The sequence below is a fragment of the Rhodosalinus sp. genome, assembly GCF_041685465.1.
Taxonomy (GTDB): Bacteria; Pseudomonadota; Alphaproteobacteria; order Rhodobacterales; family Rhodobacteraceae; genus Rhodosalinus.
Genome location: NZ_JAWLFS010000023.1, coordinates 1 through 20256, shown reverse-complemented (window position 1 = coordinate 20256; position 20256 = coordinate 1). Strand labels below are relative to the sequence as shown.

The 20256-nt window shown below is 69.5% G+C and carries 17 protein-coding genes and 1 pseudogene; 8 read left to right on the top strand and 10 right to left on the bottom strand.

The features are described from left to right. Both ACESL7_RS02930 and ACESL7_RS02925 read right to left on the bottom strand, forming a co-directional pair. Positions 1-496 (bottom strand): annotated as a pseudogene (locus tag ACESL7_RS02930) (hypothetical protein); the annotation flags it as partial. Further along, on the bottom strand, positions 477-1235 hold the full coding sequence (locus ACESL7_RS02925; RefSeq protein WP_372891285.1) for a DsbA family protein: 759 nt from the start codon (positions 1233-1235) through the stop codon (positions 477-479). The gene ACESL7_RS02925 and the pseudogene ACESL7_RS02930, both read right to left, overlap by 20 nt. A 122-nt stretch (positions 1236-1357) precedes the next feature. Between ACESL7_RS02925 and ACESL7_RS02920 the strand changes: the two genes are divergently transcribed. The 5 genes from ACESL7_RS02920 (at position 1358) to ACESL7_RS02900 (ending at position 8552) form a co-directional block, all read left to right on the top strand. Continuing rightward, the gene (locus ACESL7_RS02920) at positions 1358-2512 is read left to right on the top strand and encodes a pyridoxal phosphate-dependent aminotransferase (RefSeq protein ID WP_372891283.1); all 1155 of its coding nucleotides are present in this window, start codon (positions 1358-1360) and stop codon (positions 2510-2512) included. An 88-nt stretch (positions 2513-2600) separates the two neighbouring features. Beyond that, the gene (locus tag ACESL7_RS02915; protein ID WP_372891281.1) at positions 2601-3815 is read left to right on the top strand and encodes an N-acetylmuramoyl-L-alanine amidase; all 1215 of its coding nucleotides are present in this window, start codon (positions 2601-2603) and stop codon (positions 3813-3815) included. Positions 3816-3930: 115 nt separating this feature from the next. Further along, on the top strand, positions 3931-6450 hold the full coding sequence (locus ACESL7_RS02910) for a penicillin-binding protein 1A (protein ID WP_372891279.1): 2520 nt from the start codon (positions 3931-3933) through the stop codon (positions 6448-6450). Between the two features lie 77 nt (positions 6451-6527). Next, entirely contained in the window at positions 6528-7655 is a 1128-nt protein-coding gene (gene prfB / locus ACESL7_RS02905) for a peptide chain release factor 2 (protein ID WP_372891277.1), read from the top strand. A gap of 72 nt (positions 7656-7727) precedes the next feature. Next, positions 7728-8552 (top strand): DUF2189 domain-containing protein, encoded by an 825-nt coding sequence (locus tag ACESL7_RS02900; protein ID WP_372891275.1) that lies wholly within the window; start codon positions 7728-7730, stop codon positions 8550-8552. 4 nt (positions 8553-8556) lie between these two features. On the opposite strand, the gene ACESL7_RS02895 is transcribed toward ACESL7_RS02900, so the two are convergent. The 4 genes from ACESL7_RS02895 to ACESL7_RS02880 form a co-directional block, all read right to left on the bottom strand. Continuing rightward, positions 8557-8769 (bottom strand): hypothetical protein, encoded by a 213-nt coding sequence (locus tag ACESL7_RS02895; RefSeq protein ID WP_372891273.1) that lies wholly within the window; start codon positions 8767-8769, stop codon positions 8557-8559. Beyond that, a complete protein-coding gene (locus tag ACESL7_RS02890; protein WP_372891271.1) occupies positions 8766-9920 on the bottom strand; it encodes an aromatic ring-hydroxylating oxygenase subunit alpha in 1155 nt (384 codons plus the stop codon). Before ACESL7_RS02890 ends, ACESL7_RS02895 begins: the two co-directional genes overlap by 4 nt. 96 nt (positions 9921-10016) lie before the next feature. Then, positions 10017-10580: an acetolactate synthase small subunit gene (ilvN, locus tag ACESL7_RS02885; protein WP_372891269.1), complete on the bottom strand. Its 564-nt coding sequence runs from the start codon at positions 10578-10580 to the stop codon at positions 10017-10019. Between the two features lie 135 nt (positions 10581-10715). Continuing rightward, positions 10716-12473, bottom strand: a complete 1758-nt coding sequence (locus ACESL7_RS02880; protein ID WP_372891267.1) for an acetolactate synthase 3 large subunit — start codon at positions 12471-12473, stop codon at positions 10716-10718. Between the two features lie 487 nt (positions 12474-12960). On the opposite strand from ACESL7_RS02880, the gene ACESL7_RS02875 reads away from it, so the two are divergent. The 3 genes from ACESL7_RS02875 (at position 12961) to ACESL7_RS02865 (ending at position 17482) form a co-directional block, all read left to right on the top strand. Next, positions 12961-14046, top strand: coding sequence for a TRAP transporter substrate-binding protein (locus ACESL7_RS02875; RefSeq protein ID WP_372891265.1), 1086 nt, complete (start codon positions 12961-12963; stop codon positions 14044-14046). Positions 14047-14173: 127 nt separating this feature from the next. Continuing rightward, positions 14174-15112, top strand: a complete 939-nt coding sequence (locus ACESL7_RS02870) for a TRAP transporter small permease subunit (protein ID WP_372891263.1) — start codon at positions 14174-14176, stop codon at positions 15110-15112. Positions 15113-15124: 12 nt separating this feature from the next. Continuing rightward, positions 15125-17482 (top strand): TRAP transporter large permease, encoded by a 2358-nt coding sequence (locus tag ACESL7_RS02865; RefSeq protein WP_372891261.1) that lies wholly within the window; start codon positions 15125-15127, stop codon positions 17480-17482. 230 nt (positions 17483-17712) lie between these two features. On the opposite strand, the gene ACESL7_RS02860 is transcribed toward ACESL7_RS02865, so the two are convergent. The 4 genes from ACESL7_RS02860 to ACESL7_RS02845 form a co-directional block, all read right to left on the bottom strand. After that, complete coding sequence (locus ACESL7_RS02860; RefSeq protein WP_372891260.1) at positions 17713-18534, bottom strand: arginyltransferase; 822 nt, start codon at positions 18532-18534, stop codon at positions 17713-17715. A 79-nt stretch (positions 18535-18613) separates the two neighbouring features. Then, complete coding sequence (locus tag ACESL7_RS02855) at positions 18614-19057, bottom strand: RDD family protein (RefSeq protein ID WP_372891258.1); 444 nt, start codon at positions 19055-19057, stop codon at positions 18614-18616. 59 nt (positions 19058-19116) lie between these two features. After that, complete coding sequence (locus ACESL7_RS02850; RefSeq protein WP_372891256.1) at positions 19117-19530, bottom strand: DUF2852 domain-containing protein; 414 nt, start codon at positions 19528-19530, stop codon at positions 19117-19119. A gap of 136 nt (positions 19531-19666) precedes the next feature. Next, on the bottom strand, positions 19667-20134 hold the full coding sequence (locus ACESL7_RS02845; protein ID WP_372891254.1) for a YbaK/EbsC family protein: 468 nt from the start codon (positions 20132-20134) through the stop codon (positions 19667-19669). Positions 20135-20256 lie beyond the last annotated feature (122 nt).

Below are 20256 nucleotides of genomic sequence, written 5' to 3'. Positions count from 1 at the left end.
GGTCCGGGAGAGCTTGTCGCGCCTGCGTCCAGGCCTCCGCGCCCAGCTCCTCGAGCACCGCGACGAGGAAGGCGGCCGCCATGGGGTCGCCCCGTGCGGCGTCCGGAACATCCTTCACGATCAAGCGCGTTGCGCCGTTTTCTTCAGCCAGCGCGCGAAGCTGGGCCAGCGTGTCCGCACAGCCCGCGCAGGCCGCCGGCAGGAAGACCACGAGCGGCGTGCCCTCCGCCGGCCCCGTGGCGTAGTCCGCCGGGTCGGCGTGCAGCGCCCGTGCCACCCCGTCGAGCAGCGCCGTGTCGCGCGCCGCCTCCTCTGCGTAACTCGGGCCGGGGGTCAGCGCGCGTGTCACGATCTCCGGCTCGTCGAGAAGAAGCGCGCGCACCTCCGCGCGGAAGGCCGCGCGGTCCGCGTCCGAGAGCGCCGCCGGGTCGAAGGCCCCGGCGGGCGCTGCGGCCAGCAGGAGGGCGGCAGCCGCGCTAGCGCGCGTCGCGGACATCGGCCACGATCTGGCGCATGCCGTCGAGCGGCACGTAGCCGCGCATCATCCGGTCGGGCAGCACGAAGGTCGGCGTGCCGGTGATCCCCAGCGTGTCGGCAAGTTCGCGGGTGCGGCGGATCTCCTCGGTCACCTCGGGGCTTTCCATCTGCACCAGGATCTCGTCGGCATCGAGGCCGAGCGTCTCGGCCAGACGGGTGAGCGTGACCTCGTTGACCTCGCCCGTCATGCGGATCAGCGCCTCCTTGGCGGCGTGATAGGCGTCGTCCCCGGCCACCTGCCTGGCGGCGATGGCGAAGCGCGAGGAGGCGAGCGACTCCGGGCCGAGGATCGGGAACTCCTTGACGACGAGGCGGATGTCGCCGTCGCTCTCGATCAGTTCGGCCACGTCGTCATGCGCGCGGCGGCAGTAGCTGCAGCGGTAGTCGAGGAACTCGACCAGCGTCACGTCGCCCTCGGGGTTGCCACCGACCCATGAGTAGCCGTCGTCGAAGATCTCCTCGGCGTGCGCCTCGACCATCTCGCGGTCGGCGGACTCCTGCGCGGCGGCCTCGCGCTGTTCGAGCACGGCGACGGCCTCCATGATGACGTCCGGGTTCTCCAGAAGGTAGGCGCGCACCTCCGCGCGGAAGGCCTCGCGCTCGGCCTCGCTCATGTCGGTCAGGTCGATGGCGCCGGCCGGCGCGGCGAAGATCAGCGCCGCGGCGAGTGCGCCGGCGAGGGGGCGGAAAAGGGTCATTCGGGTCTCCGTCATAGGGCTCGGCGACAAGATCACATCGGCGCCCCGCCGCCAAGGCCGGGCCGGATTGACCTTGCCCCCGGCGGCTGGAACAAGCGTCATGGGCAATCTGCGAGGCTATGATGCGGAACTCAAGGCGCGGCGAGGTCGATCCCTTCATCGTGATGGACGTGATGGAGGCCGCGCGCGCGGCGGAGGCCGCGGGTCGCCACATCGTCCACATGGAGGTGGGCCAGCCCGGCACGCCGGCGCCCGCCGCGGCGCGCGCCGCGCTCGCGCAGGCGATGGAGGCGGGGCCTCTGGGCTACACCGTCGCGCTCGGCCTGCCGGAGTTGCGCGCGCGCATCGCGCGGCTTTACCGGGAGTGGTATGACGTCGATCTCGATCCGGCACGTGTCGTGGTGACGGCCGGGTCCTCGGGCGCCTTCGTGCTGGCCTTCACGGCGCTCTTCGACGCCGGCGAGCGGGTCGGCATCGGCGCGCCGGGCTACCCGAGCTATAGGCAGATCCTGCGCGCCCTCGACCTTCAGGCGGTGGATATCCCGACGCGGCCCGGGAACCGCTACCAGCCGGTGCCGGAGGAGCTCGAGGGGCAGGGGCTCTCGGGGTGTCTCGTCGCCTCGCCGGCCAATCCCACCGGCACGATGCTCGGCCGCGACGACCTGGCGCGGCTGATCGGCTGGGCGCAGAGCGAAGGTGCGGCCTTCGTCAGCGACGAGATCTACCACGGCATCGAATACGAGGCGAAGGCGGTCTCCGCGCTGGAGGTCTCGGACGACGTCTACGTGATCAACTCCTTCTCCAAGTATTTCTCGATGACGGGCTGGCGCGTCGGCTGGATGGTGGTGCCGCCCGACCACGTCCGCCGCGTCGAGCGGCTCGCGCAGAACCTTTTCATCTGTCCCAGCCACGCCGCGCAGGTGGCGGCGCTCGCCGCGCTGGACGCGGGCGAGGAGTTGCGGACGAACCTCGCCGCCTATGCCGAGAACCGCCGGCTGATGATGGAGGGGCTGCCGAGGGCGGGCTTCACCGAGATCGCGCCGCCGGACGGCGCCTTCTACGTCTACGCGGACGTGAGCGCGATCACCGACGACTCGCTCGGCTTTGCCAAGGCGATCCTCGAGGAGGCGGGCGTCGCCGTGACGCCGGGGCTCGATTTCGACCCGGCCCGCGGCGGGGGCACGCTGCGCTTTTCCTATGCGACCGGCACCGCGGACATCCGCGAGGGGCTGGCGCGGCTCGAGGCCTTCATGCGTGCGCGCGGTCATATCGCCTGACGCGAGACGGGGAGCGACGCGCGGCGGTTCCGCGGCGCGGCCGTTTCGGGTAGGATGCTGCAAAAGACAGGCCGGGCAGGGCTTCCTCATGCGTTGGATCGTGACACTCGCGCTCGCCGCGGCGCTGGTCGCCGGCATGGCCGCGGCGCAATCGCAGGGCGGATCTGCCCGTGTGGTGCCCGAGCACACCGGGGCGGAGACGGCGGACGGGGGGCTGCGCCTCGATCTCGAGCTCACGCAGGGTGTGCCGTGGCGCATCTTCACGTTGTCCGATCCGGACCGGCTGGTGCTCGACTTCCGCGAGGTGGACTGGACGGGCGTCGACCGGGATCTCTTCGAGGCCGAGGGCTTTGGCGAGGTGCGCTTCGGCGCCTTCCGCGACGGCTGGACGCGCTTCGTCGCCGATCTCGACCGCCCCCTCGCGGTGGAGGAGGCGGGGCTTTCGGTCAGCGCGCTGACCGGGCAGGCGAGCCTCGCGGTCTTTCTGGTGCCGGTCTCCGAGGAGGCGTTCGATGCGCGTGCCGGCGCGCCGGAGGACCCGCGCTTCGACCTGCCGGACCCCGCGCCGGTGGAGCCATCGCGAGAGAGCTCGACCGCCGACCGGGCGCTGCGCATCGTGCTCGACCCGGGCCACGGCGGGATCGATCCGGGCGCCGAGGCGGGTGGAGTGAACGAGGCCACTCTGATGCTTACCTTCGCGCGCGAGCTGCGCGAGGTGCTGGTGCGCGCGGGCTTCGAGGTGGTGCTGACGCGCGACGCGGATGTCTTCGTCTCGCTCGAGCGGCGCGTGGCGCGGGCGCACCGGGCGCGGGCCGATCTCTTCATCTCGCTCCATGCCGATTCGCTGGCGAGCGGCGTGGCGCATGGCGCGACCGTCTACACGCTGTCCGACAGCGCCTCGGACGCGGCCTCGGCCGCGCTCGCCGAGCGGCACAACCGGGCCGATCTGCTCGCCGGGCTGGACCTCGAGGGGACCGACGACGCGGTGGCCGACGTGCTGATGGATCTCGCCCGCCTCGAGACGCAACCGCGGGCCGAGGCGCTGGCGCGGGACCTGGTCGACGGGATCGCGGGGACGACCAGCCATGTGAACTCCCGCCCGCTCCGCAGCGCCGGCTTTTCGGTGCTCCGGGCCGCCGACATCCCCTCGGTGCTTCTGGAGGCGGGCTTTCTCTCGTCGCGCGAAGACCTGCGGCGGCTCAAGGACCCGGAGTGGCGCGCGGCGCTGGCGCGCGGCGTGCGTGACGGCGTGCGCGCCTGGGCGGCGGCGGACGCGGCGGAGGCGCCGTTGCGCCGGCGTTGAGGGCTGCCCCCTGAAAACGCCGGGGCGCGACCCCATATGCTTCGCACACGCGCGGTCCTTTTGACCGCCGCGCCGCGCGGGTGTACCAAGGCGACCAACTCGACAGGAGCGCGGCGTGCTCAGGTTCATCTTCTCCGTCTTCGGGGCGATCTTCAGCTTCCTCACCCTCGGGGTCATGGTCGTGGCGCTGTCCATTGGCGGCGTGTTCTGGGTCTATGGCCGCGATCTGCCGAGCCACGAGAGCCTCGCGCAGTACCAGCCGCCCACCATCAGCCGGATCTATTCCGTCGAGGGCGCGCTCGTGGACGAGTTCGCGCGCGAGCGGCGGCTCTTCACGCCGGCGGAGGAGATTCCGGACCTCGTCAAGCAGGCCTTCATCTCGGCAGAGGACAAGAACTTCTACCGCCATTCCGGCTACGATGCGCGCGGCATCGCGGCGGCCGTGGTCGAGGCGGTGCAGACCCGCGGCGCGACGCTGCGCGGCGCCTCGACGATCACGCAGCAGGTGATGAAGAACTTCCTGCTTTCTGGCGACCGGCGGGTCGAGCGCAAGATCAAGGAGATCATCCTCGCCACCCGGCTCGAACAGACGCTGTCGAAGGAGGATATCCTCGAGCTTTACCTGAACGAGATCTACCTCGGGCAGAATTCCTATGGCGTGACGGCGGCCGCGCAGACCTTCTTCAACAAGACGCTGCGCGAACTCTCCCCGCACGAGGCGGCGACGCTCGCCGCGCTGCCCAAGGCGCCCTCGGACTATCACCCCGTCCGCAACGCCGAGCGACTGCTCGCGCGGCGGGACTACGTGCTCGAGCAGATGTACGAGAACGGCTACCTCGACCGCGAGGCCTATCGGCGCGAGCGCGAGGCGCCGCTTCGCACGGTGATGGCGGGAGATTTCGACAGCTTCCGCGCCCAGCTTCCGCCGCGCGACTACCCGACCGACGAGATCCGCCGCCAGCTCTCGCGCGATTTCGGCGCCGAGCAGTTCTTCACCGGCGGCTTCACCGTGCGCGCCACCATCGACCCGGAGATGCAGGACATCGCCGCGACGGCGCTGCGCCGCAAGCTGGAGGAGTATGACCGCCAGCAGGGCGAATGGCGCGGCACCGGCGAGCGGATCGACCCGGCGCTCCTCGACGACGAGGCCGCCTGGCGTGGCGCGCTCGCCGACGCGGATGTGGCCCGCGACATCGAGCTCGACGGCGCATGGCGGCCGGCCGTCGTGCTCGGTGTCGAGGACCAGCGGCTCCTTGTCGGGATCGAGGGCGTGTCCTTCTCGGGCGAGGCGCCGATCGCCATCCCGCGTGAGGACATCGACTGGCTCGCGGGCGATTTCCTCGACAACTTCGAGCGCGGCGACGTGGTCCACGTCCGGCGCCTGACCTCCGACGAGGACGGCGATTTCCTGCGCTGGACGCTCCGGCAGGTGCCGGAGGTTGCGGGCGGCTTCATGGCGATGGACGTCAACACCGGCCGCGTTATCGCCATGCAGGGCGGTTTTTCCTACCAGGAGTCGGGGTTCAACCGGGCGACGCAGGCACAGCGGCAGCCGGGCTCCTCCTTCAAGCCCTTCGTTTTCGCCGCGGCGCTCGACTCGGGCTATTCGCCGGCGACCATCGTCGTCGACGCGCCGATCGAAGTGGACACGCCGGAGGGCGTCTGGCGCCCGCGCAACGCGTCGAACCAGTTCTACGGCCCGACGCCGCTGCGCACCGGGGTCGAGCAATCGCGCAACCTGATGACCGTTCGTCTCGCGCAGACGGTGGGCATGGACACCATCGCGCGCTATGCCGAGCGCTTCGGCGTCTATGAGGACATGGGCCGCTACATCGCCAATGCGCTGGGCTCGGACGAAACCACGCTCTATCGCATGGTCGCCGCCTACGCGATGTTCGCCAATGGCGGCGAACGGGTGGAACCCACGCTCGTCGACCGGATCCAGGACCGGTACGGGCGCACGATCTATCGTCACGACCAGCGCGACTGCATCGACTGCGACGACGCTGCACTGGCCTCGGGGCAGGCGCCGCGCATCGTCTCGGATCTGCGCCGCGTGATGGACGACGTGACCGCCTATCAGCTCACCTCGATGATGGAAGGCGTGGTGGACCGCGGCACGGCCGCGCGTACCGTGAACCTGCCGGTGCCGACGGCTGGCAAGACCGGAACCACCAACGACGCGCGCGACGTCTGGTTCATCGGGTTCACCTCGACGATCGTCGCCGGCTGCTACATCGGTTACGACCAGCCCCGCTCGCTCGGCTCCGGGGCCTCGGGCGGCGCGTTCTGCGGGCCGGTGTTTCAGGAGTTCATGACCGAGGCGGTCGAGAAATATGGCGGCGAGGCCTTCGCGGTGCCCGAGGGCGGGCGCTTCATCAAGATCGACCGCTACAACGGCGCGCGCCTGCCCGACGACGCCTCGGGGCCGAACGTGGTCGCCGAATACTTCCGCGAGGGCGAGGAGCCGGTCTTCGGCGTGGCCTTCGACGGCGGCTTCGCGGTCGGGAGCGACTTCGACCGGATCGAGCCCGGCGAGGACAGCTCGCGGCAGGTGACGACCTCGACCGGCGACTCGGCCACCGTCGGCCCGCGGGCGAGCTTCGGCTCGATGAGTTCCGGGGGCCTTTACTGAGCCCGCCTTGCCGCCCGAGGGCGGCTTCGATATCACGCCCGCCTGACGGGCCGACCTGAGTTTCCGGGGATTTGCACATGCGTGCCGAGGCACAGAACGCGGTGGACGAGATCGAGAAGTCGCTGACGCTCCTGCGGCAGCGGATGGACTGGCAGACCGCCGCCCACCGGCTGGAGGAATACGACGCGCGGGTGGAGGACCCGGATCTCTGGAACGATCCGGCCCACGCCCAGAAGCTGATGCGCGAGCGTCAGACGCTGGTCGATCGGATCGAGACGGTGAAATCCCTCCAGCAGCAGCTCGAGGACAACGTCGAACTCGTCGAGATGGGCGAGGCCGAGGGCGACGCCGAGGTGGTCGCCGAGGCCGAGGCCGCGCTCATCGACCTCGCCAGGACCGCGCGCGCGAAGGAACTCGAGGCGCTCCTCGACGGCGAGGCGGATGCCAACGATACCTACCTCGAGATCCACGCGGGCGCCGGCGGCACGGAAAGCTGCGACTGGGCGGCGATGCTCGCGCGGATGTACGTGCGCTGGGCCGAGAAGCGGGGCTACAAGGTCGAGCTTCAGGCCGAGACGCCGGGCGAAGAGGCCGGCATCAAGTCCGCGACCTACCTGATCCGGGGGCACAACGCCTACGGCTGGCTCAAGAGCGAGTCCGGCGTGCACCGCCTCGTGCGGATTTCGCCCTACGACAGCTCGGCGCGGCGGCACACCTCCTTCAGTTCGGTCTGGGTCTACCCGGTCGTGGACGACAACATCGAGATCGAGGTGAACCCGGCCGATATCCGCGTCGACACCTACCGCAGTTCCGGCGCGGGGGGGCAGCACGTCAACACCACCGATTCGGCGGTGCGCATCACCCACGAGCCGACAGGGATCGTCGTCACGAGCTCCGAGAAGTCGCAGCACCAGAACCGCGACATCGCCATGAAGGCGCTGAAGTCGCGGCTCTACCAGATGGAACTCGACAGGCGGACCGCCGAGATCGAGGCGCAGCACGCCGCCAAGGGCGAGGCCGGCTGGGGCAACCAGATCCGCTCCTACGTGCTGCAGCCCTACCAGATGGTGAAGGACCTGCGCACGCAGCACGAGACCTCGGACACCAAGGGCGTGCTCGACGGGGATCTCGATGCCTTCATGGCGGCCGCGCTCGCCGACGAGGCCGCTGGCAAGAGCCGCTCCGACATGCAGGAAGACGCCTGACGCCCGTCGCCTCTTGATTCCGGCGTCGGGCCCCTATTTCTTGCGTCAGAGGGTCGCAGGGAGGGCAGGCCCATGCCCGATGAGACGCCGCCCCACGGGGTGCCGCCGCTCGCGCCGGTGCGCGGCGCCATGCTGCGCGAGGCGCTCGCGCGTGGCTGGCGGGATTTCCGGCGTGCGCCGGTCTACGGCCTCGGCTTCGCCGCGGTCTATGTGCTCGCCGGCTGGGCGATGGTCTTCGTCACCCGCTGGACGGGGCAGACCTACTGGCTCGTCTTCGCGGCGATCGGCTTTCCGCTGCTCGGTCCCTTCGCCGCCGTCGGCATCTACGAGGTGAGCCGCCGGCTGGAGGCCGGCCGCCCGCTCGACTGGCCCGGCATCGCCGGCGTCGTCCTGCGCCAGAGCCAGCGCCAGCTGCCCTCCATCTCGGCGGTGATCATCATCGTCTTTCTCTTCTGGTTCTTCCTCGCCCACATGATCTTCGCGCTCTTCATGGGGCTCTCGACGATGACGAACGTCTCCACCTCCTACGAGATCTACCTGACGGCGAACGGGCTCACGATGCTCGCGGTGGAGGTGGCGGTGGGCGCGGGCTTCGCGGCGGTGCTCTTTTCGCTCACGGTGATCGCGCTGCCGCTCCTCCTCGACCGGGAGGTGGATTTCGTCACCGCGATGATCACCAGCTTCCAGACGGTCACCGCCCGCCCCGCGGTGATGCTCGGCTGGGGGGCGGCGGTGGCGCTCCTGACCTTCGCGGCGATGCTCCCGTGGTTCCTCGGGCTGCTCGTCGTGCTGCCGCTTCTCGGGCATGCCTCCTGGCATCTCTACAGCCAGATGAAGTCGGAGGCGGTGGCGCCCGTCGCGGCGGGCTCCGTGGCTCAGGGCGACGCGGCGTCCTGAGCCCTCACGCCTCGCGTCCCTGCGCCTTCAGCCGGCGGTGCAGGTGTCGCGCGCGCGGGTCGCCCGCCTCCAGCGCATGGACATAGGCATGCGTCAGGAAGAAGCAGGCCGCGTCCACGTCGCCCGCTCCTTCGGCCGCGCGCTCGTAAAGCCGGACGAGCCCCGCGCGGTCGCCCGCGGCATGCGCCGCGAGGAGCGCGGCGTCGAGCCCGCTCATTCCGCCGCGCGGGCCATCGCCCGCCATGTCTCGAGCCCCGCCGCCGCCCAGTCGTGGAAGCAGTGGGTGGGGGCGTCCATCTCCGGGCTGAAGCGCCCGCCGTCGAAGCCCGCGGCGTGCCGCCCGCGCTGCATCCCCTCGACGACGAAGATGTCCTCGGCGAAGACCGTGCGCCACTGCTCGGCGTTCCGCGCGCGCAGGCCCGCATCGGTCCCGGTCGTGGGGTAGAACAGGTGCACCCGCTCCAGCGTGCGCTCGGGCCCCTGCGGGATCAGCAGGATCGCGAAGGCATGGTCGCGGTGCACCCCGAGGAGCACGTTGGGATAGACGGCGATGTATTCGGCCGCCGTGTCCCAGGCCGCCGAGATGCCCTCGAAATCGGGAAAGACCGCGCCGTCCTCGTCCCGGAGCTGCCGGTAGACCCGCGTGCCCTGGCCCGAGAAGCGCCCCGGCACGGCGATGTTGTAGTGATCCTCGAGCCGCGAGTAGCTGTTGAGCCCCGGATGCACCCAGGGCAGGTGATAGCTCTCGCAGTAGTTCTCCACCGCGAGCTTCCAGTTCGCCGCGACCGTCAGGTCCCAGCGGCTGTCGGCGCCGCCGTGCACCCAGTCGCGGTCGAACTCCGCCCAGCGGGCGAGCAGATCGCCCATCGCCGCCTCGAAGGGCGGCGCGTCGCCCGAGACGTTGATCCAGACCACGCCGAAGCGCACCGCGCTCGGCACCTCGATCAGGCCGAGCTCCTCGCGCCGGATCGCGTCGTGGGTGTTGCGCCCCGGCCCACCCACGTGCGGCGTCGAGACCAGCCGCCCGTCGGTGGCGTAGCACCAGGAGTGATAGGGGCAGCGGATCGCCCCCTCGATGCGCCGCGGCTCGGAGACGAGGATCATGCCGCGGTGCCGGCAGGTATTCATGAAGACGCGCACCGCGCCCGCCCGGTCGCGCAGCAACAGAAGCGGCATGCCGAGGAAATCGACCGGCACCGCGTCCCCGCGCTCGGGCACGTCGGCGGCGACGGCGAGCCCGGCCCACTGCCGCAAGAGCAGCGCCGCGCGCTCCTCGGCGTAGAGGGCGGGATCGGTGTAATGCGCGTTGGGCAGCCCGCGCGCCTCGGCGACGGGGCGACGGACATGCGACAGGTCGGTGACGGTCATGGCCTCGCTCTCCTCGAAGGTGGAGCGAGGATGGACCCTGCGTCAGATCGCGCGCGCCTCTTTGCGACCTCGCTTATCCGGCGCCGACACGCGCGCTCACTCGGTCCCGCGCGACAGCGCCGCGACGCCCGTGCGCGCCATCTCGATCAGCCCGAGGGGCCGCATCAGCTCGGCGAAGGCGTCCACCTTCTCCGAGGTGCCGGTGATCTGGAAGACGAAGCTCTCGAGCGTGCTGTCCACGACGTTGGCGCGGAAGATGTCGGCGAGGCGCAGCGCCTCCACCCGTTTCTCGCCCTGTCCCGCGACCTTGAAGAGCGCGAGCTCGCGCTCGACGGCGCGGCCCTCGGTCGTCAGGTCGTGGACCTCGTGCACCGGCACGATCCGCCCGAGCTGCGCCTTGATCTGCTCGATCACCTGCGGCGTGCCGGTGGTGACGATGGTGATCCGCGACCGGTGCCCGGTGTGATCCACCTCGGCCACGGTCAGGCTCTCGATGTTGTAGCCGCGCCCCGCGAAAAGGCCGATCACCCGCGCCAGCACGCCCGGCTCGTTGTCCACCAGCACGGCGAGGGTGTGCGTCTCCTGCACGTCCGAGAAGGTGGGGCGCAGGTTGTAGGCCGAATGCTTGCTCGAGCCCTTTTCGATATTCAGTGCGGACATCCGCCTCGTCCTCTCGTCGCCGCCCGGGGCGGCCGCTTCGTTTCGCTGCCCTCGGCCCATCATCTTGGCCGAAATACTCTCGGGGGGTGAATTCGCCGCAGGCGAAGAGGGGGGCAGACAGCCCCCCTCCTATGGTCACACCAGCACCGAGCCCTTCTCGTCGATCGCGCCCTGCGTCTCCGCCTCGCCCAGCAGCATCTCGTTGTGCGCCTTTCCGCTTGGGATCATGGGGAAGCAGTTCTCGTGCTTCTCCACCAGGCAGTCGAAGATCACCGGCCCGTCGTGGTCGAGCATCTCCTGGATCGCGTCGTCGAGGTCGGCGGGATCGCTGCACTGGATGCCCTTGCAGCCGAAGGCCTCGGCGAGCTTGACGAAATCCGGGAGCGCCTCGGACCAGCTGTGCGAGTAGCGCTCGCCGTGCAGGAGCTCCTGCCACTGGCGCACCATGCCGAGGCGTTCGTTGTTGAGGATGAACTGCTTGACCGGCAGGCGATACTGCACGGCGGTGCCCATTTCCTGCATCGTCATCAGCCAGGAGGCCTCGCCGGCGACGTTGACGACGAGGGCATCGGGATGCGCCACCTGCACGCCGATGGAGGCCGGCACGCCGTAACCCATGGTCCCGAGGCCGCCGGACGTCATCCAGCGGTTCGGGTCCTCGAAGCCGAGGTATTGCGCCGCCCACATCTGGTGCTGCCCCACCTCGGTGCAGATGTAGCGGTCGCGCCGGTGCTTCGTGAGCGCCTCGAGCCGGGCGATGGCGTGCTGTGGCCTGATGGTCTGCGGCGCGGGCTTGAAGGCGAGGCAGTCGACCTTGCGCCACTCCTCGATCTGGCGCCACCAGCGCGCGATCGCCTCGCGGTTCACCTGCCGCCCGCGCGATTTCCAGACGCGCAGCACGTCCTCGAGGACATGGGCGATGTCGCCCACGATCGGGAAATCCGTCTTGACCACCTTGTTGATCGAGGAGGGGTCGATGTCGACATGCGCCTTCCGCGACCCGGGCGAGAAGGCGTCGATGCGTCCGGTGATCCGGTCGTCGAAGCGCGCGCCGAGGTTGATCATCAGGTCGCAGCCGTGCATCGCCATGTTGGCCTCGTAGAGCCCGTGCATCCCGAGCATCCCGAGCCAGTTGTCGCCGGACGCCGGGTAGGCGCCGAGGCCCATCAGCGTCGAGGTCACGGGGATGCCGGTGGCGTCCACGAGCTCGCGCAGGAGCTGGCTCGCTGCCGGGCCGGAGTTCACGACGCCGCCCCCGGTATAGAAGACGGGCCGCTCGGCGCGCTCGATCGCGGCGACGAGGTCGGTGATCCCCTCGATGTCGCCCTTCACCTGCGGCTGGTAGTGGCCGAGTTTCGCCTGTGCGCGGGGCGTGTAACTCTCGGACGCGAACTGCACGTCCTTGGGGATGTCCACCAGCACCGGGCCGGGCCGGCCGTTCGTGGCGACGTGGAAGGCCTCGTGGATGGTGCCCGAGAGCCGCGCGGGGTCCTTCACGAGCCAGTTGTGCTTCGTGCAGGCGCGCGTGATGCCCACGGTGTCCGCTTCCTGGAAGGCGTCGGAGCCGATGAGGAAGGTGGGCACCTGGCCCGTCAGCACGACGATCGGGATCGAATCCATCAGCGCGTCGGTGAGCCCCGTGACCGCGTTCGTCGCCCCGGGCCCGGAGGTCACCAGCACGACGCCCGGCTTGCCGGTGGAGCGCGCGTAGCCCTCGGCGGCGTGCACCGCGCCCTGTTCGTGGCGGACGAGGATGTGGCGGATCTCGCTCTGCTGGAAGATCTCGTCGTAGATCGGCAGCACGGCGCCCCCGGGGTAGCCGAATACCGTGTCCACGCCCTGATCCTTCAGCGCCTGGACCACCATCTTCGCTCCGGTCATCGCCTTGGTCATGCCGTCACTCCATCTCCGGCGTTGCGTGTCCAGGCTGAGGACAGGCACAAAAAAACCCCCGTCGAACCGATCCGGGGGCGCATGGGGTTCCCTGTGGGGTTCCGGGTTACCGGCCCATGCGCCATCCGCCTACGATTACGATCAGGGTGGTCATTGTGATCTCCTCGGCCTGTGGTGGAGATAGGCGCGCGCGCGCAGGCCGTCAACCGCAAAGCGCCCGCGCGCGGGCGTCGTGGTGGAGAAAATGTCGCAGCCGGGGTCTTGCGGGTTACAATCTTGCGCCGCGGGGCCGCGCGGCGGCTGGCCGCGATGCGCCCGCTGCGGCCCGGCCCGAGACGGCCCCGAGCACGAAAATTGCGGCGCGACCCGGCGGAAAGCGAAAGTTTCCTGTTCCAAACGCGAAACTGCCTCGCTAGTGTCCGCCCATGGTACGGATCGGCCCTGCCGGGAGTGTGGCGGGCCGCAAACAAGGGAGGACAGATTAACGATGGATCGTCGTTCGTTCATTCGCGCGTCCGCGCTCGGAGGCACCGCCGCCGCCGCAAGTTCGCTCGCCGCGCCCGCCATCGCGCAGGGCCGCCGCACGCTGACGCTCGCCACCACCTGGGGCCGCGGCCTCGCCGGCGTGCACGACAGCGCAAAGTACTGCGCCGACACGATCACCGCGATCACCGATGGCGCGGTCACCGTCGACCTGAAGGCCGCGGGTGAGCTCGTCGGCGCCTTCGAGGTCTTCGACGCGGTCTCGGCCGGGCAGGCCGACATGTACCACGGCGTCGACTACTACTTCCTCGGTCAGCACCCGGCGCTGTCGTTCTTCTCGCAGCTGCCCTTCGGCATGACCTTCCAGGAATTCAACAACTGGTATTACCATCAGGGCGGGCTGGAGCTTGCCGACGAGCTCTATACCATCTTCGGCCTCAAGGCGTTCCCGGCCGGCAACACCGGCCCGCAGTCCGGTGGCTGGTTCAGCAAGGAGATCAACAGCCCCGACGATTTCCAGGGTCTCAAGTTCCGGATGCCGGGGCAGGGCGGCGAGGTGCTCGGCAAGCTCGGCGCCTCCGTTCAGAACCTGCCCGGCGCGGAGGTCTACCAGGCGCTCTCCTCCGGCGCGATCGACGGAACCGAGTGGATCGGCCCCTGGGCGGACGAATCGGCCGGCTTCCAGGAGATCACACAGACCTACTACACCGGCGGCTTCCACGAGCCCGGCCCGAACCTGAACCTCGTCGTCAACCTCGAGGTCTTCGAGGATCTGCCGAAGGCGCATCAGGCCGCGATCGAGCAGGCGGCCCGCGCCTCGAACATCTGGACGATGTCGCTCTTCATGGCGAACAACTCGGCCGCGCTGCAGCGTCTCCGGTCGGAGGGTGTCGAGATCCGCGAGTTCCCGGATTCGGTCTGGGATGCCTTCGGCGCCGCCGCCGAGGAAGTCGCGCAGGAGCCGATGGACGATCCGATCTACGCCGAGTGCTACGACAGCTACATGGAGTCGCTGCGCAGCTCGGCGGAGTGGATCAGCCGCTCCTCGGGCACGTTCACCCAGCAGCGCAACCGCGTCGTCGGCATCTGAGCCACGCGCGAGAGACCTGCGCGCGCCCCCGCCCCCGGGCGGGGGCGCGACGCGTCCCGGGGGCGCTCGCATCGGCTGAGCCGCCCCCGCGGCGCAAACCCACCATCGGGCATCAGCGGTTTCGATCATGGACGAGGAAAATACCACTGGGGTTCTGGGCGGTCTGCTCGACGCCGGCGTATGGCTGGTGACGCAGATCGCGATGGCCTTCTACAACCTGGGCTACGCGGTCACCCACCCGCAGCTCTGGCTGGACTGGTCGAACCCCGAGGCCATCATGCGGGTCGTCTTCTACGGCGGCTCGGTCGAGTTCTTCTTCGTGGTGTTCACCACCGTGCTTGTGCTGACCGGTGTCGGCCTCTGGCGCAACTCGGTCCTCTGGGGCGGCGTGATCGCGCTCGAGGGCTTCGCGAACGCGCTCGGCCGCCTCGCCGCCTGGGTGGGGCTGATCATGGTGCTCCAGCAGATCGTCATCGTCTTCGTCCAGCGCATCTTCGCGGCCTCGGAGATTTCACTTGGATTCGGGCAGGCCTTCACCTTCGACGTCTCGTGGTGGTCCGAGGAACTCAAGCTCTACAACGCGATGATCGTCGCGCTCTGCGTCAGCTACACCTTCGTGCAGCACGGCCATGTCCGCGTCGACGTCTTCTACGCCTCCGCGCGCTTCCGCACGCGGAAGATCGTCGACATGGTCGGCGCGCTCATCTTCATGATGCCGGTGGCGATCGTCACCTGGATGTACGGCTGGTACTTCCTCTGGCGCCACCTCATCACGCCCAAGCCCTCGGCCTCCGAGGGGCTCGACCGGCTGCTGATGAAGGCGCGCGCCTTCCGCTGGAACGTCGAGACCATCGGCTTCAGCCCGAACGGCTTCAACGCCTACTTCCTCTTCAAGATCCTCCTCGTCGCCTTTGCCGGCCTGGTCTTCCTTCAGGCGGTGGCGGTCCTCTGGCGCTCGTACCTGGAGCTGCGCGAGGGCGAGGAGAGCGAAGGCAAACACCTCGACCGCGACACGCTGAGCGGATCGACGACGGAAAGCGCGGAACACGTGCTCGAAACACGCTAAGGGGCAGGACACATGCTATTCGGACTGGACGGCGTCGAGATCGGCCTGATCATCGTCTTCCTCTGTCTGTTCGCAGGGATTCTTTCGGGCTTTCCGGTGGCCTTCGCCATCGGCGGCGCGGGCATGATCTCCTTCGCGATCATCGCCGCGCTCGACAGCGCCGGCCTGCTGATCCATCAGGCGATCGACACCGGGTCGCAGGCCTACAACGCCCTCGTGCAGGACGGCGTCCGACCGGACAGCATATCGATCTTCCGATACCCCGAGTTGCCGCGCGTCGAGGAGTCCGTCTTCCCGCGCGGCTGGGAGACGGCGCTCGACCGCAACATCAGCTTCATCGTCAACCGCATCAACGAGCGGGTGCTCGCCGGGCAGTCGATCGAGACGCTGCTCGCGGTGCTGATGTTCGTGATGATGGGCATCACGCTGGAGCGCTCGCGCATCGCCGAGGAACTGCTGACCACCATGGCGCGCGTCTTCGGCCCGCTGCCGGGCGGGCTCGCGGTCTCGATCGTGGTGGTGGGCGCCTTCCTCGCGGCCTCCACCGGCATCGTCGGCGCGACGGTGGTCACGATGGGCCTGCTCGCGCTGCCCACGATGATGCGCGCGGGATACTCGCCGCAACTGTCCACGGGCGTGATCTCGGCCTCCGGCACGCTCGGGCAGATCATCCCGCCCTCGATCGTGATCGTCCTACTCGGCACGCTCGCCGGAGACATCTACGCGCGCGCCCAGGAAGAGCGTGCGCAAAGCCTGGGCTGCCGCGACGCGCTCACGCTCCTCGGCGAGCCGGCGGTCGTCTCGGTGGGCACGCTCTTCCAGGCGGCGCTCCTGCCCGGAATCCTCCTCGCGGGCCTCTACGCGGCCTATGCCTTCGGTTTCGCGCTCTTCAATCCCTCGAAGGCCCCGCCCGTGCCCTCCGAGGGAACCGACGGCAGTGAGCCGACGACCCCGGGCGAGCGCTGGACGTGGTTCGCCGCCGTGCCCGCGGCGCTGATCGGACTGACCGTGCTCTCGGGCCAGGTCGGTTTCGTCGGCAGCCAGGACGTGAGCGTCGGGCGCTTCTCCGAACAGGGTGAGGGCGCATCGCTGCGCACGAACGTCTCCGACGAGTGCCGCGAGGCGATGATCGACGTGCACGGTCAGGATGCCTGGGATGCCGCGGTGATGGAGCAGGCCCTGATCAACGACGACGGCGGCGTCACCGAATCGGTGGAACTGACCGAGGAGCAACTCGCGGAGATGCGGGCCAATCGGCTGGCCGCGGCGCCCCCCGTCGGCACGGGGATCGCGATCGGCTTCCTGCTCCTCGCGCTCCTCCTGACGACGGCGCGCGGGATCGCGCCCTCAGCCGACCCGACGCCGATCGCTGTCGGCCTCGGCGGCGTGGCGCTGGCGATCCTCGCGGATGTGGTGCTGATCTCGCCCGTCACCTCGCCGGCCGTGACCACCCTCTGGCTCGCCGTGCCGATCGCGCTCACGCTCTACGGGGTGCGCCACGCCTTCGCGCGGCTCGCGCAGAACGAGCTTCTGCGCGTGGTCTTCCCGCCGCTGGTGCTGATCGTGGCGGTGCTCGGCTCGATCCTCGGCGGCATCACCAACCCGACGCCGGCGGCCGCGCTCGGCGCGGGCGGGGCGATCATGCTCGCCGCCTACCGGCGGCTGCGCGACGAGAACCGCTCCGGCAAGATCATCATCCGGGCCACCTTCGCGCTCATCGTCATGCTGCTTGTCGGCGTGAACTTCGACCTCCGTATCGACACCGAGAGCGCCGGCGTGGATACGTGGATCGCCTATCTCGTCGCGCAGGCCGCGTACCTCTTCGCGCTCTTCGGCCTGCTCTACGCCTGTTTCGTGCTCTTCCGCAGCGGGGTGCTCACGCCGGTCGTGCGCGAGACGGCCAAGGTCACCTCGATGGTCTTCACCATCCTGATCGGCTCGCAGCTTCTGAACCTCGTGCTGATCTCCTTCGGCGGCGAGCATTACATCCAGCAGTTCCTGCGGAGCTTCGACAACGAGTATACCGTCTTCCTGATCGTGATGCTCGTGCTCTTCATGCTGGGCTTCGTGCTCGACTTCCTCGAGATCATCTACATCGTGGTGCCCATCGTGGGGCCCGTGATCTACGGCGGCAGCTTCGACCCGAAATGGGTGACGATCATGATCGCGGTGAACCTGCAGACATCCTTCCTGACGCCCCCCTTCGGCTTCGCCCTCTTCTACCTCAGGGGCGTCGCGCCGCGCAGCATCACGACGGGGCAGATCTATCAGGGGGTGCTGCCCTTCGTCGCGATCCAGGTCCTCGGCCTCGCGATCCTGTGGTTCTTCCCGGGCGTCGTCACGATCGTGCCTGATCTCATCCCGAACTGAGTGATGCGGAGCGGCCTGACGGCCGCACGCTTTCTGGCACTGCGTGCGGTCAGGGGGGCGCTGCCCCCCTCGGCCCGTGCCGGGCCTCACCCCCCGGAGTATTGCGACCAAGATGATGGCAGGGAGGGACCTCGCCCGCCCCATCATCTTGGATGAAATACTCCGGGGGTGAATTGGCCGAAGGCCAAGAGGGGGCAGCGCCCCCTCCCGCGTGGCCGGGGCGAAGCGGCTCAGCCCTTGGCCGGGCGCGCGCCGGGCAGGCTGATGTTGGCGACCTGCTCGGCGATCGGATCGGTCGAGAGCGGGTGAAGCTCGGTGTCGTAATCCTGCGGGTCCCGCATCTTCTGCCATGCGCCCTGTGCGTGGACCTCGAGGCCCGCGAACTTGGCCTTGTAGCCCATCTTCGGGCTGCCGGGCACCCAATAGCCCAGGTAGACGTAAGGCAGGCCCGCCTCGCGGGCGATCTCGACATGGTCGAGGATCACGTAGGTGCCGAGCGACGCCTTGGGCCGATCGGGCGTGTAGAACGAGTAGACCATGCTCACCCCGTCGTCGAGCATGTCGCTCAGGCACACGGCGACAAGGTCGCCGGTGTCCCGGTCGGAGTACTCGATCACGCGTGAGCGCACCGGCGTCTCCTCGATCATGGCCGCGAACTCGAAGACGTCCATGTCGGCCATGCCGCCGTCGGAGTGCCGGCTGTCGAGGTAGCGGCGGAAGAGCGCGTACTGCTCCTCGGTGGCCCAGGGCGAGGTGACGCGGCGCACGAGGCCGGTGTTGCGGCGCAGCGTGCGGCGCTGGCTTTTCGACGGGGCGAAGGCCGTCACGTCGATGCGTGCCGAGAGACAGGCGGAGCAATCCGAGCAGGACGGGCGGTAGAGCACGTTCTGCGACCGACGGAACCCCTGCTTCGACAGCGTGTCGTTCAGCGCCTCGGCGCCCTCGCCCTGAAGCGCGGTGAACAGCTTCCGCTCCATCCGCCCCTCGAGATAGGGGCAGGGCTGCGGGGCCGTCACGTAGAACTGCGGCGCGATCGGAAGGGTGTGTCGCATTCCCGTCCCAGCTATCGTTTCGGCAGACGATAGCAAGAGCGTTCCCACCGGCCAAGGGGCCGGGCGTCGCGTCGTGCCGTCATGCGCGGCGGTTCAGCATCACCGTGCCGAGCAGGTGATCGGTGAGGCCCTGCCTGCGGGCGCCCGTGAGCATGAGAACGACCGAGATCATCTGCAGGAGCGGCATCGCGATGGAGACCGTGTAGCCGAGCGTGTGCAGCAGTGCCTGCCCGCCGTCGAGCCGCTCGCCGCGCCGGTCGCGCAGCTCGATCGCCATCAGGCGCATCCCCCAGGTGGCCGAGCCCCCCGCGATGGTCAGCACGCGGTAGGCGAGGCCCACCGCCAGCATCAGGACCGGGAAGAAGAAGAGCCCCGTGAAGGCGGTGAAGGGCAGGACGAGCAGGCAGAGCACGGCCACCAGCACCACGTCGATCAGCCATGCGAGGAGCCGCTTGGCGGGTATGTCGGCGTAGAACTCCGGCTGGCGGTCGGGGTCGGGCAGGCGGGCGTCGTAGCTGTGCATCTGGGCTCTCGTCCGGGTCGGATGGCGCCGCCGCCCGGCACGGGGCGGCGGCGGTGGGATCAGGCCTCGTCGGGGCGGGCCTCGGCGGGCTTTCGGGCGCGCTCTTCCATGAACTGGTCGAACTCCGCCTTGTCGCGGGCCGCGCGCAGCCGTTCGAGGAAGGAGTCGAAGGCGTGCTGTTCCTCCTCGAGGCGGCGCAGGGTCTCGGCCTTGTACGCGTCGAAGGCGCTGTTGCCAGTGGGGCTGAGCGCGGCGGTCGCGTGCCGGGCGCCCCTGAAGTTGATGGGACCCAGGCGCTTGCTCCAGAGCATGTAGCCGAGGAGGGCGAGGCCGACAGGCCAGAACAGGATGAAGCCGAGGACCATCGCGGCGATCCAGGCGAGCTTGCCACGTGCGTCGAGCCAGGCTTCGGCCCGCGCGAGCCAGCCGGAGGCGTTCGATTGGCGGGGGAGGTCGGTGGCGGCGTATGTCATGTCTCTCTCCGGTGCGGGATCGTTGATGTGAATGTCTTTCACATCCTTCAGATCGTGTGCCGGCCGCGCCGGCGCAAGGGGTGATGTGAACAGTTTTTACATTATTCGGTCAAGCCGTTGGCAGAAAATCAGAAAATCATTCCGTGACGTCGCGGATCACCGCCCCGGTGACCGCGTGGAGCGCCTCCGGCGCGATGGGGAAGACGTGGCGCGGGGTGCCGGCGGCGGCCCAGACCTCGGCGAAGTCGAGAAGCCGCGGGTCCATCCAGGTCGCCGCCGGCGCCGCATGGCCGACCGGCGCGACGCCGCCGATGACGAAGCCCGTCTCGGCGCGCACGAGCGCCGCGTCGGCCTTGCCGAGCGGCTCGCCCGCCGCCGCCGCGGCCTTCGCCGGGTCGAGGCGCCGCCCGCCCGGCACCAGGAAGAGCCGAACGTGTCCGCTCTCCGTGCCGCGGAAGATCAGCGATTTCACGATCTGGTCCAGCGTGCATCCCACCGCCGCGGCGGCCTGCTCGGCCGTGCGGGTCTCGCCGAGCTCGCGGATGTCGGCAGGCAGCCCCGCCGTCTCCAGCGCCGCGCGCACGCGTTTCACGCTCTTGCTCATCGTCGTGCCCTCCTTCGCGGAGGAGCCAAGAGGCTTTCGCCCCGGTTGGCAAGGGGCCGCGGGCGGATTGACCCGGCCGCGCGGGCATGGCCATCTCGCGCGCATGGAGCTCGCGCCCCGCA